The organism is Neobacillus niacini NBRC 15566, assembly GCF_001591505.1.
GTDB lineage: Bacteria > Bacillota > Bacilli > Bacillales > Cytobacillaceae > Neobacillus > Neobacillus niacini.
The window spans coordinates 35,819-48,923 of sequence record NZ_BCVA01000006.1 but is presented as its reverse complement, the minus strand read 5'-3'; the positions used below and the strand labels follow the sequence as shown (position 1 = coordinate 48,923).

Here is a 13,105-nt window from a genome sequence, read left to right as displayed (position 1 = left end):
TCCTAATCAGGTTAAAGCAGTTTCCCTAAAGGACCTAATTCTATATTAAGGTCTTCATGTTCTAACCCAAAAATCTGCTTTAATTCTTCCATTTTTTCTTCAAGCCTCATTAATGTTAAACCTAATTCTTCAATTTGCTCATCCGTTAAGGAATCACTTTCGACTCTCTTCATTGCCTGTCTTTCCATCAACTGACGGAGAAGTTCAATAATGGTAAGCACTAGTTTTGCCAACCCCTGCTCTACCTGATTAGAATCCAGTGGTAACCTTTCCATCCCCTAATGCCTCCCCGATTATTTTTCGTTCATATGGTCCATAGGCACTTTCTATCGACGAAATGAGCAGTTTTAAATCCACCACAATTAAATCGATATTGGCAATCGATATCAATATTTCTCCACTCACCACTACACCTGTGTCAATAATTCCATCTAGGAGATCCAACAGGGTCATACCTTTGTTTTGAAAAAGATGATACTGCTCCATGGTTATTTCTCCTTTGAAAAATGGTAGGGAGGCCATGGACCACTCACTTGAAATGTGCACCCGAATGCAGAAAATGTACGTTCAAGTTCTTGAACTTTCGCTAAAAATGACTCTGTTTGCTTTTTCTCAATAAGAAAGTCACAATTTGCGATCATGTCATCCTTTCGCTCCGTTATTTCCCTGCCCCAATTTGCTCGAAGCCTTGAGTCGCAGAAGATTGACTGTAACTGTTGTTCCATCCTCTGCCACCATAGAGATTGTTCTTTTTCTAATTCATTTGTAATCAGCTGGTCTAGCCTCTTCTTCATAATAAATTGCTTTCCTTTTGGCATATTGGCAATGTTTTCTTTTAACTGAAGAACACTTGGATTATGATGTACCACATAGGAAAACGCCTGCTCCGAATTGCAATAAATTTTTAGATTCCATTCTTGTTTTTCTTTGAATCTCAGTAGCTGTTGTAGAATCACATCGTATTGTTCATTAAGTAAGGCGAATAAATTCTCTTCTTTTTGAAAAATCGTACAAAATGACATAGGAAGGACAGTAAAATGGGTATGGATTGCCGAAATACATTCATGATGATGAAATGCTTTTTCCTTTAACCAATCAGGATCTTTTAATTGAAGGTCAATTTGCTGCTGGGAAAATTTCTGAGGATTAACTGGAGTTATGACTGCGGCTAGTTCTTTATAATGTAACACTGTTGCCTTTTTTTGATCGATCCCAACCAATACTGGAACCTCTGAACTTTGTAGTTCCTCTGAAAGAATGACACCATACAAATAAATAAAATCGGTTTCCACCTTAGTATGCGTCATACGTACCTCCTCCTTTACACACTCGTTTTACATCTCATTCTTTTCTCTATCTTTGGCGATTTTGTATCTGATAAGTAATTCTTGCTCTCGTTCTATATAGGCCTCTTCATCAATTTCCTCCATATCGTATATCATATGCAGCTCTATCAGTTGTTGCTGTATATTGACAAGATCATACAGCTCTTCATCCACTTCTTCCTGAATTTTCTCACCTAATTTAATTAACGAACGAATTGGTAATGAAAATAATTTAAATATCATAATTTCCCTTCAATCCTTAACACGATATTCACAAAATTGTAAGCTGGCCATGGCCCAGAATACTTAAACTCCACTTTATCCTTCCAAATTTCATAAAGTTCATTAACCCTTTTATCAAATGATTCTTCATTATTGGTATCAATTAGAAAGGCAGCATTGAGCAGCGTTTTTCCAGGGATTGTTTTATTCAGCTTTCCTGCTTCTGCTAATTCCAGCAAAGGCTCATAAATTTCTGTAACTGTCTTTTCCTCTAGATGCAGTATAAAATTTTGGGCTTGTTCACCTACCTGAATTTGATCATAAAAAGAAGCTGGATTAGCCAAGTCTTTATTTGCGGCTTTCCACTCATTTAAGAGTGGATTTTTCTTCATTTCTTCGTTCATCCATTCTTTCTTTGGAATAACCTTCAAGCCAACTTCCATTTTATTTTTTAATTGAGAAAACAGTTCCTCAAACTCTTCATTTAAATGCTCCATAATTAAGAGAACATCCTTTTTGGAATGAAATACATTTCCAAAACTCATGGGAATAACGCTATATTGTTTCATAACCTCTGTAATTTTTTGTTGGTGTGCCATCAAGTTAGGGCGAGTTGGCAGTACATCACCAGCGACCTTTGATACTACCATAGCCACATTTTCAAAGTGGATGGTATATACCCCGCTCTTCTTGCCATTTAATTGAACACTTCCAAATTTCTTAGGCTCCTTTTCATGTATGGCACAAAAAAGGTACACGCCATCATGTGTACTCATTTTTTTTCATCCTTTCTCAGGATTTCCTTTAGAATCACTTTCCTCACTTCTGCAAAAGAGAGCTTTGGAAGAAGTTGATTCATTGGTCTGCTTAATATATCAATACACAATGCTTGATAGCTTGGATTTTCTGGAATAATGGGGATATTTGTTTTTTTTGAAATCGAAGCAATCATTAATGTTGCTCGCAAACTAGGACTAAATCCATTTCCATATGACCTTAAATTAGAAACAAGTCTGCCTACCTCTTGTGCTTCACTATGGCTTAATCCTGTTTTTTGTTTCAGAATTTCAATTTCCGTTTCCTTATCACAAGAGTCTACATGAATGGTAATCAGTCGATCCAAGAGGGCATCCTGGGTATGAAAAGTTCCAACATACTCATCTGGATTACTTGTAAAAATAATTGAAAAGTCAGGATGACACTTTATAAAAGATTCCTTTCCATTTCCGTATACAGGCAGAACTTTTTCTTCTAATAGAGATAAAAATATATTATTCGTTTCAGGCAGGGAACGTGAAAATTCATCATAAATCACCACATGTCCATTTTTTACTGCTTCGATTAGTTGTCCTTGAACCCAAATTGGTTTGACTTCTTGCTCCTTCTTAAAAACAGAGTGAATATAGTTATCAATTAATTCTTTTTTTCTAACACCATAGTACTGACCCAATAAGTCTTTATTCGTTAATTCATGGTGACCACGAATGATCGTTACCTTTTTATTTAGTTGTTTTGCAATATAGATGGCTAAGCTTGTTTTTCCCACGCCTGTAGGTCCAACAAAATGAATAGGAAATCCAGCTTTCAAATATTGCTGGCTCCTTGAAATGATATCCTCGAAGAAAGGAGTTTTAACAAATTCTCCTGTACCGATTCCTTTTTCAGATGGATTCAACATTATTCCTCCTAACGATTGAAGTATTTTAAAAAAAGGAGCCAAGGCACAGTCAAGCCTCGGCTCCTTCCCATCTATTCAAACCACTACTATGACTCTTCTGCGAAATGATGATGATCATGTTCTTTGAGCAGTCCAACCGCTTTTGCATAGCGTAACCAAGTATCTACACTGGCAATTACGATACGGGCGTCAATGGTCAAAAGCTCGATTCCCACCAAAGAAACACGAGCCCATAAATCAATAACCACACCCTTATCCAAAATACGGTCTATTACTTCCGCCAAGCTTGAAGAGTCTACACTTTTTTGAATAGCAGCCATTCTATCCCCTCCTTCCAATTGACTGCAGTTAAAGAGGGAGTGTTATAAATTATTCTTCATTTCTGTAATAGGTGATGCTTCCTCTTTTTTCTATCAGTCATCCTCGTTTAGGAACGATTACTATAAAGTATGAAATCGTGGATATTTTGAATGGACAGGTGCTCTTATCGAGAAAATAATTACCAATAAAAAAAGAGACTTCAATAATGAAGATCTCTTTCTGATTAGGCTCCCGTTTAATTATCCATTTTTCACTATTTTTGATGGATTGTTGACTTTATATGGAACGGCTGCGTCAACGATGAATTCTTCTTCTACATCTTTGCCTTTTGCCAGTTTTTTCTTCGCCACTTTCCCGTCGAATTCAAGCATATCGCCTGGTTGCAGCTCAAACTTCTTAAGTGTTTTGCTGTGACTGCACCATGCCAGTCCAATTTCTATTGGCGGGTCTTGGACGATCACGACATTTTCAAGAACAACCACTTCATCATTTTCTTCATTAAACGGATTGTATGTAAGGGCGAACTGTTTAACACTGGCAGTAAAGTGAACTTTATCTGCAGGAAGTTCAATTTTCGGTTCTTTCTCTTTTTTTGGTTTGGCAGCTTTAGGTTTTTTCGGTTCAGATTTCTCTTCCAGCTTTGGCTCAGGTTTTTCTTCATTCGCTTGCGGTTCTGTACCTTCTTCTGCTGTACTAAAATCCTTTTCCTCTACTTGCAGCATTGTCTCCTTACCAAAACTTGAAGCCTGCATTTCCTTTAGATAAGCAGGGTGAATGCAGCACAAATTTCCATCCTGAAACTCAATCACAAGTGTATTAAACTCGTCAGACTTTCCATATGTTTCAAATCCCTTAATCGTCACAACACGCTGGTAATTCCTTTCCTTAAACAAAAACTCCCGCTTTGCCCCCTTACCAGAAGAAAGCCCCCATTCCTTCAACTTCTCCTTATAATGATCCTCATCACGAAACCCAATAAAATCCCCCTTAGGAGAAACATAACGCGTCAAACCACTCCGCTCAATCTGCTCATGCTCGATAACCATACTTTCACACCTTTCTATGACGCCCACCTTTTACTTGGGTGACAGGCACCACTAATGTACAAATGTCCGTCTCCAGTGGACACTTTTTATTCAACAAGAACTTCGTTATGTATTTTCGGTTGATACCTTTTTTATTGTATCAAAGTTTTCTGCTAATGAAAAAAGCTAAGGCATGATTTTTGCAGTGACACATTCTGCAAACATTCATGCCTAGTAAATTAGATAATGATGGGTGGTTTTCCGATTGGATAATATTCTACAGCGCTGCATCTTCGGATTTTCTCCTCTGAAAGACAGTTTCTGCCGTCAAAGATGACCGGTTCTTTCATTTTTTCTAGCATCTTAGCTATATCTATTCCTTTGATCTCGTTCCACTCTGTTACAATGAACACCGCGTCTGCTTCAAAGATTGCTTCATCAATGGATCCTGCGTACCTAATCTTATCTCCAATAATCTTTCTTGCATTCTCAGTGGCAACTGGGTCATAGGCGACAACTTCTGCTCCAAATTTGTTTAATGCTTCAGAAATCGGTATAGACGGTGCTTCTCTCATATCATCTGTTTCTGGTTTAAACGCTAGTCCTAAAAGCGCAATTTTCTTCCCTTTTAATCCTCCAAACCGTTTTACTGCCTTTGTTACCAATAATTTTCTCTGATATTCATTTATGGCAATGGTCTCTTTTAATAAAGGGAAATCAACCCCATTTAATCCAGCTGTGTGGAGCAAGGCTTTGACATCCTTTGGAAAACAAGAGCCACCGTAGCCAATACCGGCATTCAAAAAGGCTTCACAGATTCTTTTATCCTTCCCCATTCCTCTGGCAACATCTGTAACATCTGCACCGACCGCTTCACATAAATTTGCGATTTCATTAATATAACTTATCTTCGTAGCCAAAAACGCATTGGACGCATATTTTATCATTTCAGCGCTTCTTGTACTGGTTAAAATCACTGGCACATGTAATGGCTTATACAACTCCTTAATTTTCGCTGCAGCCTCTCGACTTTCTGAGCCAATAATAATTCGATCCGCCTTCATCGTATCCTCAATAGCAGAACCCTGGCGAAGAAACTCGGGATTCGAAACCATTTTCACTGGAAATCCACATTGGTCTTCAATCATTTTCTTAACAAAATCATTGGTTCCGACTGGCACCGTGCTCTTAATCACAATAATGGTGTCAGGATTTATATAGGCAGATATATCTTTTGCAGCGTGTACCAAATAGGATAGGTCAGCGGCCCCGTCTTCACCCTGAGGTGTTCCAACCGCAACTACAATGATTTCTACACCACTTAACGCCACACGATGAGAGGTGGTAAAATGCAGGCGGCCTGCTTGCATATTCGCAGTTAATAAATCTTCCAAACCTGGTTCATAAATAGGAGAAATTCCTTGCAGTAATTGGTTAATCTTTTGCTCATTGATATCGATGCATGTTACATGGTGTCCAATCTCCGACAAACACACACCTGTTGAGAGGCCTACATAGCCTGTACCTAAAACAGCAATCTTCATATCAATCAATCTCTTTCTTACTATTTTGAAGGTTTTCTATCCTAGTAACTTCTTGCAAATAAGCTAACACCGATTCTCTAATATCTTCGCGGGTTAATGCGAAATCAATCGTTGCCTTAATAAAGCCAAGTTTATCTCCAATGTCATAGCGGCTGCCGTCAAAGTTATAGGCAAAAACCGCCTGGTGTTTATTCAGTTCATTGATGGCATCTGTCAACTGTAATTCTTCTCCTCGGCCTAAAGGCATTCTCTCTAAAATCTCAAAGATCTTTGGACTCAGGACATAACGCCCCATAATCGCATATCTAGAGGGTGCCTCTTCCAGGCTGGGTTTCTCTATTAAAGAATCAATATGGAATAAATCCGACTCTATCATCGTCCCCTTTGGTTTAATAATTCCATATTTGCTGACATCTTCGTCTGTTACCGTCTGCACGGCCACAACCGAACTATTATAATATTCAAAAACATCTATGATCTGCTTTAGGCAGGGGATTTCCGACATAACGATATCATCACCTAGTAATACTGCAAATGGTTCGTCACCTATTATGCTTTTCGCACAAAGAATAGCATGTCCCAGCCCTTTTGGCTCTTTCTGGCGGACATAAACAATATTTACTAAGTTTGATATTTTTTGAACTTCTGCTAACATATCAAGTTTGTTTTTTCTATAAAGTGTATCCTCAAGCTCATAAGATTTATCGAAATGATCCTCAATCGATCTTTTTCCTCTGCCGATGATGATGATTATTTCCTGAATGCCAGAAGCGACCGCTTCTTCAACGATATATTGAATGGTTGGCTTATCAACAATCGGCAGCATTTCTTTTGGCTGTGCTTTCGTTGCTGGCAAAAATCGAGTTCCGAGGCCAGCTGCTGGAATAATGGCCTTACGGATTTTCATATGCTGCCTCCTTTCCTTTTCCCTTCTAATCCTTTTATATGCAGGTGGATAACCTCCGGTCACGTTAGTAACCTATTATTTTAGAACTTTCAAAAAAAATAAAACTCCCTTCACTAATAAGATATGGGAGTCAAACGTCATGTTCATGGATTGGCAGATAAACTCGTTTAATAAACCGTTCCATCAATTTTCTTAGTATTCTTTTACGTCGAGTTACCAAGGTACTGACGATTGCTTTTCTTTCCTCACTCGTTACTTGCCAATCTTCTGGAATGACTGCCACAATTTCTTCTATTAAATGAATAGGCAGCGTTTGAATGATTTCTAGCTGCTCATGAAAATCCTGCTCATTCTCAATAAAATAGGCCATAATTTGGTGTGTGGCACTCTTTAGAATCGTGATTGGCAATGATTCAATATCCTCCTGTGTCCAGTTATAAGAAGCGAACACTTCAGCATGATCGATAATCCACAGGCGATAAGACTTTGATGTGTCATCGCATAGAATGATATTTTTCCTAGTTCGATCACGATTACAGAGCCAGTAATCAAATAAAATAATGCCTGCTAGATTTTCTTTGTTTGTAATAGCAGGAACATCGGTTACTTCATGTCCATCAAAACAGTCTGGTACATAACGACTTGCAAATTGAAACTGTGTTTGCTGCATTTGAGCAAGTTCAGGATATTGCGAGGAAAACTCCTGGGGGATTTCTACTAATTGTGCAAAAGGTATTGGCAGTCCAAGGTAACGTGCAAGGCAATAGCCCACCCATTCGTTCGCCAGCGTTTTTTCAAATCCAGGCTGAAAATATTTGACGACATAGTCCTGGCCATCATTAAATGTTAGTAAGTGAGCATTCGATTTTCCTTCTAATGTTTTCTTATATGCGACTGGCTTAATCATTCACAGTCACCTCATCAGAATCGATTCCAGCAATTTTTTTCAAAAGCTGGACATATTGGTCTGCCACAACCTCTATAGCAAATTTGTCATGTACGCGTGTTATTGCTGCATTAGACATTTGTTCATGAAGGCTGGGTTGATCCAAAATATCACATAGCTGTTTCACTGCATCCTCTACGTTTTGACCACGAAATAGCAGCCCATGTTCACCGTGGACAACCAATTCTGTAACTGGCATCATTTTTGAGGCAACGACAGGTACCCCGCAAACCATTGATTCAATAAATGTATTTCCAAATGACTCGGTTTTCGTTGTGGCCAGTGTGCAGCCGCCTGATTGGCGAATTTTCGCATAAACATCCGGCATTTGTTGATAAGGTATAACCGGAAACCACTTAACGATGTCTGTAAGCTCTTCCTCCTGCCATTTGGCTGCAAATTCCTCCCGCTGCACACTCTGTGCACCACCGATGACCCAAAATTGTATATCATCGCGCTGACCTTTCATGAGTTTTGCCACTTCCAATAACATTTGCCAGTTTTTACGTTTATCCAACCTGCCAATCCAGCCAATTATTTTTTTATCGTTAGGGAGGATTGGTTCACGATCGAAGTTTATCTCTTCACACGGCAAAGCACGGTAAAACGAAGTATCAATGCCATTATAAATAACATTTACCGGAATTCCGTCCGTTAAAATCGAAACTAATCGTTTTTGATAGTGTGAAGGAACAATAATCGCTTCTGGCTTAATTCCTCTGAATGATTTTAAATGCGGCCTAAGCTTAATCAGTTCCGGGGTGCGTGCCTCTACCAATACCGGTCCTCGATATTTTGCTTTCTTAAGCCATTTAAAAGCAGCACCCGTATCAACGACAATGATGGCGTCATAGTTATTGTTTTTTATGATTTTGATAATCTCTTGTTCATCCTTTGTCAAATAAACGGGGGCCACATCTTCCATAATATGAAGCCCGCCGTGATTGGTCGTATACAAAAACTCTGTATCAATTCCATGCTTTTTAAAATAAATCGCGCGATTGCGCCAGCCGGCATTCACCCCGCCAACCGTCAGCAGACGCCAAATTATTAATACTTTCATATTGGTTCCCCTCGTTTTCATTAGGCTCCTCCTCAGCCCGGTTCGGTCTCTCTTGTTCGACCCCAAAGCAGCAGCTTAACGTCCTTTTTTCTTATCTTTCTTCTTGTCTCGCTTCTCATCATGACGGTCTCGGTTCTCGTATCGATCTCCTGCGAAGTGTCTTCCACCCTTTGCACCTTTAGCACCTTTGCTGCGTCGACCTCTATCTCCCTCGAAGTGTTTTCCACCGCGGGGTTCTCGATCACCTCTAATGCCTCGATCTCCTTCAAAACCTCTAACCCCGGCATAGGAGTTCTCACCCTCTGGGTGTCTCTCATCAAAATTTTGTTCGAGTTGGTCCCAATGCTCATCGATTTTGGCCATAACTTTTTCCGGATCCACACCTCGTGCAAGCATCGTCTTTACCCATTCTTCCTTGAAAACCTTGTGAACCAACCCTTGCAGCTTAGTTACATAGTTCTTTTCCTCTGCTGTGGTCAACAGGGTGTTACTTAAATTTTTGATCTTATCCTTATCCGGTTCCTGTGGAAGTAGTACCGTCGTGATTTGTCTAGAAATTTCCTCCATGTGGATATAATGAAGCCATTCTGCATATAACTCCGGAGCCATTTCTTGTACATGTGACAAAAAGATTGCTTTATTTTCCTCCCCTAGAGAAGTCAATAATTTACGTGGGTATGGATAAACACGATCACGCCAAATGGTTCTCGCAACGTCTATGACCTTTAGACTGCCATCTGGCTGGAGGTAAATTTGACGTTTATGATGGTCAATTCTCTCAAATCCAATTTTTTTAAAAGTGATTAGCATTTCAATTAATCTTGCAGAAAGTGTTTTTGTCAGGGGCTGCGATTGTAAATATTCGCGTAAATCAACACCCTGGATAATTTCCATCACAATATAAAGCGGTCCTTTTCCATATAGCTTTGGAAATAGCGCGGTTTGTTGCCCAAGGGATAAAGCATAATATTCGCGGTCGCAATCCTCTGTATTCCCAAATACCTTTACACACATGTCATTTGTTAATTGGAATACTGCACCTTGCCTTCCTTTTCCCATCATTAGTAAAGGTGAGTTATTCACAACTTCCACATCTGCATTTACCTTATTTGTCACCTTAATTTTTTTCATCCATTGCTCTAAATTCTGAATATTCATATGTTCACTCCTTTCGTTTTAAGTTGGCAGCTTAATTTAATTATTAGTATCATGGCAGCCTTATTCCATCATGCTTGCCTAGTCACATGAACTTGGAAATACCGCCTACTATAATAGATTCAAATGGGTCATAAAGTGTAAAGGCACTTGTCCATAAAATGAAAATATAAAGGATCGCAGCTTTCTAAATCGAATCCTTAAATGGTAACGACATGATCAGGATTCACAGAAATACATCTTACAAGTTTAGAAAAAATTAACAATAAAGCACTTTATTTATTGTACAATTAGAATAGTAGTTTACTCTTTTTTTGGAGGTTTTCATGGAGCAGCTTACGAATCATTTAATTGTCATTTCTTTTGATTGTCTGTCAGCACTAGACTTTCCATTGCTGCAAACACTGCCTCACTTTAAGACCATCCTTGAAAAAGGTTCCTATGTGAAAAAGGTCGCATCCATTTATCCATCGGTGACCTATCCATGTCATACCACCATTGTCACAGGTAATTATCCGAATAAACATGGAATTATAAATAACACACTTCTTCAGCCGGGCAGAACTTCCCCAGACTGGAACTGGTATAGAAAATTAATCAAAGGGACAACTTTGTATGACGAAGCTAAAAAAGCAAACTTGACAACAGCAGCATTACTTTGGCCGGTAACCGGCAAGGCGAATATTGATTACAATCTGCCTGAAATTTTTCCAAATCGACCATGGCATAATCAAATTCTTGTCTCTCTTCGAAATGGCAGTCCCCGTTACCAATGGGACCTGAATCAACGTTTTGGCCATATTCGTAATGGTTTAAATCAGCCTGAATTAGATGACTTTGTTTTAGCTTCCACCGTACATACCATTAAAACGAAAAAGCCAAATCTGCTGCTTGTGCACTTTACTGACCTTGATACCCAGCGTCATCATTATGGTTTTTCATCGAGGGAAGCCTTTGCTTCCATTCTTCGGCATAATGAACGGCTCGGGCGAATTTTTTCTGCACTAAAGGAAAGCGGCATTTATGAAAATTCTACGATTATTGCACTAGGTGACCATAGTGCCTTAGATGAGAGCAAAGCCTTAAACCTGAATGTTCTTTTCCAGCAACATAAGCTTATATCCGTCAATGCTAAAGGGAAGATAAATAATTGGAAGGCCTATTGTAAAAGTTGTGATGGCTCCGCATATATTTATCTAAAAGACAGAGATGACTTTGAAACTAGTAACAAAGTAAAACGATTATTAAAGTCTCTGCTAGCCGACCCTGCCGCTGGTATTGAAAAAATATTGAATGCTGAAGAAGCAGCCTCAAAGGGGGCAGATGGTTCCTGCACATTTATGGTAGAAGCTAAGAAAGGGTATTACTTTTTAGAAGACTTTCAGGGAGTATATGTTAAAAACGTTACCCGTGAGGATGTTCTGGTCGATAAAAAATACACCCTTGCTTGCCATGGTTATTCTCCAGAAAAGCCGGAGTATTCGACTATTTTTATGGCGGCTGGTAAAGGTATTCGTCATAAGACCGTGGTACAAAAAGCACGCCTCATTGATGAAGGTCCAACAATGGCTAGGCTTTTAGGTCTGAATTTAGGAGATACCGATGGAAAAATCATCAAGGAGCTTTTAACCGTGTAAATGAAGGGGGAAAATTTATGAGTCGTTTGACGAAGCAAGAAAAGAGCTGGGTATTCTATGATTGGGCGAATTCTGCATATTCCATCTTAATTACAACTGCTATTTTTCCTTTATATTTTAAAGCAGCAGCAAATGGTGCAGGTCTTGCTGGTTCTACTTCTACTGCGTATTTGGGATATGCTAATTCCTTCGGGACTCTGCTTGTGTCCATATGCGCACCAATTTTAGGAACCATTGGTGATTTTAGAGGCTTAAAAAAGAGATTATTTACGTTTTTTGTGATTCTAGGGATTGCTTTTACGGCACTGCTCGCTGTTGTCCCAAGTAACCAATGGTTAATCCTTTTAATCTGTTATGTTATTACAGTGATGGGTTTTGGAGGTGCCAATATCTTTTATGACGCTTTTCTTGTAGATGTTACGAGTGAAGAGCGAATGAATAAGATATCCGCCCGCGGTTTCGCAATGGGTTATATCGGAAGTACGATCCCATTCATCATTGGCATTGCTCTTATTCTATTATCACAACAAGGGATTCTGCCTTTGTCTGTTACCGTTTCGACGCAAATAGCCTTTGCCATCACAGCGATTTGGTGGGGAACCTTTACCATTCCAATGTTAAAAAATGTTCAACAGGTTTATTACGTCGAGAGGGTTGCAAACCCGGTTTCTACTAGTTTTAAAAAGGTTTTCCAAACACTTAAACGGATAAAGGCCTACCGTCCTTTATTTCTATTCCTAATTGCTTATTTCTTTTATATCGATGGGGTCCATACCATTATTACCATGTCCACGGCTTACGGCACAGATCTTGGGATTTCATCCACTAATCTGTTAATCATCCTGTTTGCCACTCAAGTCATTGCTGCTCCATTTGCACTTATTTATGGTAAACTAGCAGATAAATTCACAGGTAAAAGAATGTTATTAGTTGGTATTTTTATCTATATTATTATTTGTATCTATGCATATTTCATGAAAACCACCTTAGATTTCTGGATTTTAGCGATGCTTGTTGGTTCTTCACAAGGTGGGATTCAGGCGCTAAGCCGTTCCTATTTTGCTAAGTTAGTACCAAAGGAAAGTGCAAACGAGTTCTTTGGTTTCTATAATATTTTCTATAAATTCGCCTCAATCCTTGGACCAGCTTTAGTCGGATTCACCGCTCAAATTACTGGTAATACAAATGCCGGGGTCTTTAGCTTAGTTATTTTATTTATCTTAGGCGGCGCCGTTTTATTACGCGTCCCGGAAACAAATCAGAAAATCCAATAATAATGACT

At 39.0% G+C, this 13,105-nt stretch carries 15 protein-coding genes; 2 read left to right on the top strand and 13 right to left on the bottom strand.

The annotated features are described in order from the left end of the window. Nucleotides 1–11 precede the first annotated feature (11 nt). The 13 genes from BANA01_RS07455 to BANA01_RS07395 form a co-directional block, all read right to left on the bottom strand. Complete coding sequence (locus BANA01_RS07455) at nucleotides 12–275, bottom strand: gas vesicle protein K (RefSeq protein WP_063252363.1); 264 nt, start codon at nucleotides 273–275, stop codon at nucleotides 12–14. Further along, nucleotides 250–486: a gas vesicle protein gene (locus BANA01_RS07450; protein ID WP_063252361.1), complete on the bottom strand. Its 237-nt coding sequence runs from the start codon at nucleotides 484–486 to the stop codon at nucleotides 250–252. Before BANA01_RS07450 ends, BANA01_RS07455 begins: the two co-directional genes overlap by 26 nt. A 2-nt stretch (nucleotides 487–488) precedes the next feature. Next, entirely contained in the window at nucleotides 489–1,307 is an 819-nt protein-coding gene (locus tag BANA01_RS07445) for a GvpL/GvpF family gas vesicle protein (RefSeq protein WP_063252359.1), read from the bottom strand. A gap of 27 nt (nucleotides 1,308–1,334) precedes the next feature. Then, nucleotides 1,335–1,568, bottom strand: coding sequence for a gas vesicle protein GvpG (locus BANA01_RS07440; RefSeq protein WP_063252358.1), 234 nt, complete (start codon nucleotides 1,566–1,568; stop codon nucleotides 1,335–1,337). Then, a complete protein-coding gene (locus BANA01_RS07435; RefSeq protein WP_063252356.1) occupies nucleotides 1,565–2,323 on the bottom strand; it encodes a GvpL/GvpF family gas vesicle protein in 759 nt (252 codons plus the stop codon). Before BANA01_RS07435 ends, BANA01_RS07440 begins: the two co-directional genes overlap by 4 nt. Next, nucleotides 2,320–3,225 carry a gas vesicle protein GvpN gene (gvpN, locus tag BANA01_RS07430; RefSeq protein WP_082799429.1) on the bottom strand — a complete coding sequence of 302 codons (906 nt, stop codon included), beginning with the start codon at nucleotides 3,223–3,225 and terminating at the stop codon, nucleotides 2,320–2,322. Before gvpN ends, BANA01_RS07435 begins: the two co-directional genes overlap by 4 nt. An 86-nt stretch (nucleotides 3,226–3,311) precedes the next feature. Continuing rightward, complete coding sequence (gvpJ, locus tag BANA01_RS07425; RefSeq protein WP_063252352.1) at nucleotides 3,312–3,545, bottom strand: gas vesicle protein GvpJ; 234 nt, start codon at nucleotides 3,543–3,545, stop codon at nucleotides 3,312–3,314. Nucleotides 3,546–3,785: 240 nt separating this feature from the next. Beyond that, on the bottom strand, nucleotides 3,786–4,592 hold the full coding sequence (locus BANA01_RS07420; RefSeq protein ID WP_063252350.1) for a hypothetical protein: 807 nt from the start codon (nucleotides 4,590–4,592) through the stop codon (nucleotides 3,786–3,788). A 218-nt stretch (nucleotides 4,593–4,810) separates the two neighbouring features. Next, the gene (locus BANA01_RS07415) at nucleotides 4,811–6,115 is read right to left on the bottom strand and encodes a UDP-glucose dehydrogenase family protein (protein ID WP_063252348.1); all 1,305 of its coding nucleotides are present in this window, start codon (nucleotides 6,113–6,115) and stop codon (nucleotides 4,811–4,813) included. Nucleotide 6,116: 1 nt separating this feature from the next. Continuing rightward, a complete protein-coding gene (gene galU / locus BANA01_RS07410; RefSeq protein WP_063252346.1) occupies nucleotides 6,117–7,022 on the bottom strand; it encodes a UTP--glucose-1-phosphate uridylyltransferase GalU in 906 nt (301 codons plus the stop codon). Between the two features lie 130 nt (nucleotides 7,023–7,152). After that, complete coding sequence (locus tag BANA01_RS07405; protein WP_063252344.1) at nucleotides 7,153–7,929, bottom strand: HipA family kinase; 777 nt, start codon at nucleotides 7,927–7,929, stop codon at nucleotides 7,153–7,155. Beyond that, complete coding sequence (locus BANA01_RS07400; RefSeq protein ID WP_326160867.1) at nucleotides 7,922–9,052, bottom strand: glycosyltransferase family 4 protein; 1,131 nt, start codon at nucleotides 9,050–9,052, stop codon at nucleotides 7,922–7,924. Before BANA01_RS07400 ends, BANA01_RS07405 begins: the two co-directional genes overlap by 8 nt. Before the next feature lie 54 nt (nucleotides 9,053–9,106). Beyond that, on the bottom strand, nucleotides 9,107–10,189 hold the full coding sequence (locus BANA01_RS07395) for a hypothetical protein (RefSeq protein ID WP_063252343.1): 1,083 nt from the start codon (nucleotides 10,187–10,189) through the stop codon (nucleotides 9,107–9,109). 323 nt (nucleotides 10,190–10,512) lie between these two features. On the opposite strand from BANA01_RS07395, the gene BANA01_RS07390 reads away from it, so the two are divergent. After that, nucleotides 10,513–11,823 (top strand): alkaline phosphatase family protein, encoded by a 1,311-nt coding sequence (locus BANA01_RS07390; protein ID WP_063252341.1) that lies wholly within the window; start codon nucleotides 10,513–10,515, stop codon nucleotides 11,821–11,823. Nucleotides 11,824–11,840: 17 nt separating this feature from the next. Further along, a complete protein-coding gene (locus BANA01_RS07385) occupies nucleotides 11,841–13,097 on the top strand; it encodes an MFS transporter (protein WP_063252339.1) in 1,257 nt (418 codons plus the stop codon). Nucleotides 13,098–13,105: the final 8 nt, after the last annotated feature.

Coding starts and splice junctions, on each gene's coding strand:
- BANA01_RS07455 (WP_063252363.1), bottom strand. CDS start 275: ATGGAAAGGTTACCACTGGATTCTAATCAGGTAGAGCAGGGGTTGGCA.
- BANA01_RS07450 (WP_063252361.1), bottom strand. CDS start 486: ATGGAGCAGTATCATCTTTTTCAAAACAAAGGTATGACCCTGTTGGAT.
- BANA01_RS07445 (WP_063252359.1), bottom strand. CDS start 1,307: ATGACGCATACTAAGGTGGAAACCGATTTTATTTATTTGTATGGTGTC.
- BANA01_RS07440 (WP_063252358.1), bottom strand. CDS start 1,568: ATGATATTTAAATTATTTTCATTACCAATTCGTTCGTTAATTAAATTA.
- BANA01_RS07435 (WP_063252356.1), bottom strand. CDS start 2,323: ATGAGTACACATGATGGCGTGTACCTTTTTTGTGCCATACATGAAAAG.
- gvpN (WP_082799429.1), bottom strand. CDS start 3,225: ATGTTGAATCCATCTGAAAAAGGAATCGGTACAGGAGAATTTGTTAAA.
- gvpJ (WP_063252352.1), bottom strand. CDS start 3,545: ATGGCTGCTATTCAAAAAAGTGTAGACTCTTCAAGCTTGGCGGAAGTA.
- BANA01_RS07420 (WP_063252350.1), bottom strand. CDS start 4,592: ATGGTTATCGAGCATGAGCAGATTGAGCGGAGTGGTTTGACGCGTTAT.
- BANA01_RS07415 (WP_063252348.1), bottom strand. CDS start 6,115: ATGAAGATTGCTGTTTTAGGTACAGGCTATGTAGGCCTCTCAACAGGT.
- galU (WP_063252346.1), bottom strand. CDS start 7,022: ATGAAAATCCGTAAGGCCATTATTCCAGCAGCTGGCCTCGGAACTCGA.
- BANA01_RS07405 (WP_063252344.1), bottom strand. CDS start 7,929: ATGATTAAGCCAGTCGCATATAAGAAAACATTAGAAGGAAAATCGAAT.
- BANA01_RS07400 (WP_326160867.1), bottom strand. CDS start 9,052: ATGAAAACGAGGGGAACCAATATGAAAGTATTAATAATTTGGCGTCTG.
- BANA01_RS07395 (WP_063252343.1), bottom strand. CDS start 10,189: ATGAATATTCAGAATTTAGAGCAATGGATGAAAAAAATTAAGGTGACA.
- BANA01_RS07390 (WP_063252341.1), top strand. CDS start 10,513: ATGGAGCAGCTTACGAATCATTTAATTGTCATTTCTTTTGATTGTCTG.
- BANA01_RS07385 (WP_063252339.1), top strand. CDS start 11,841: ATGAGTCGTTTGACGAAGCAAGAAAAGAGCTGGGTATTCTATGATTGG.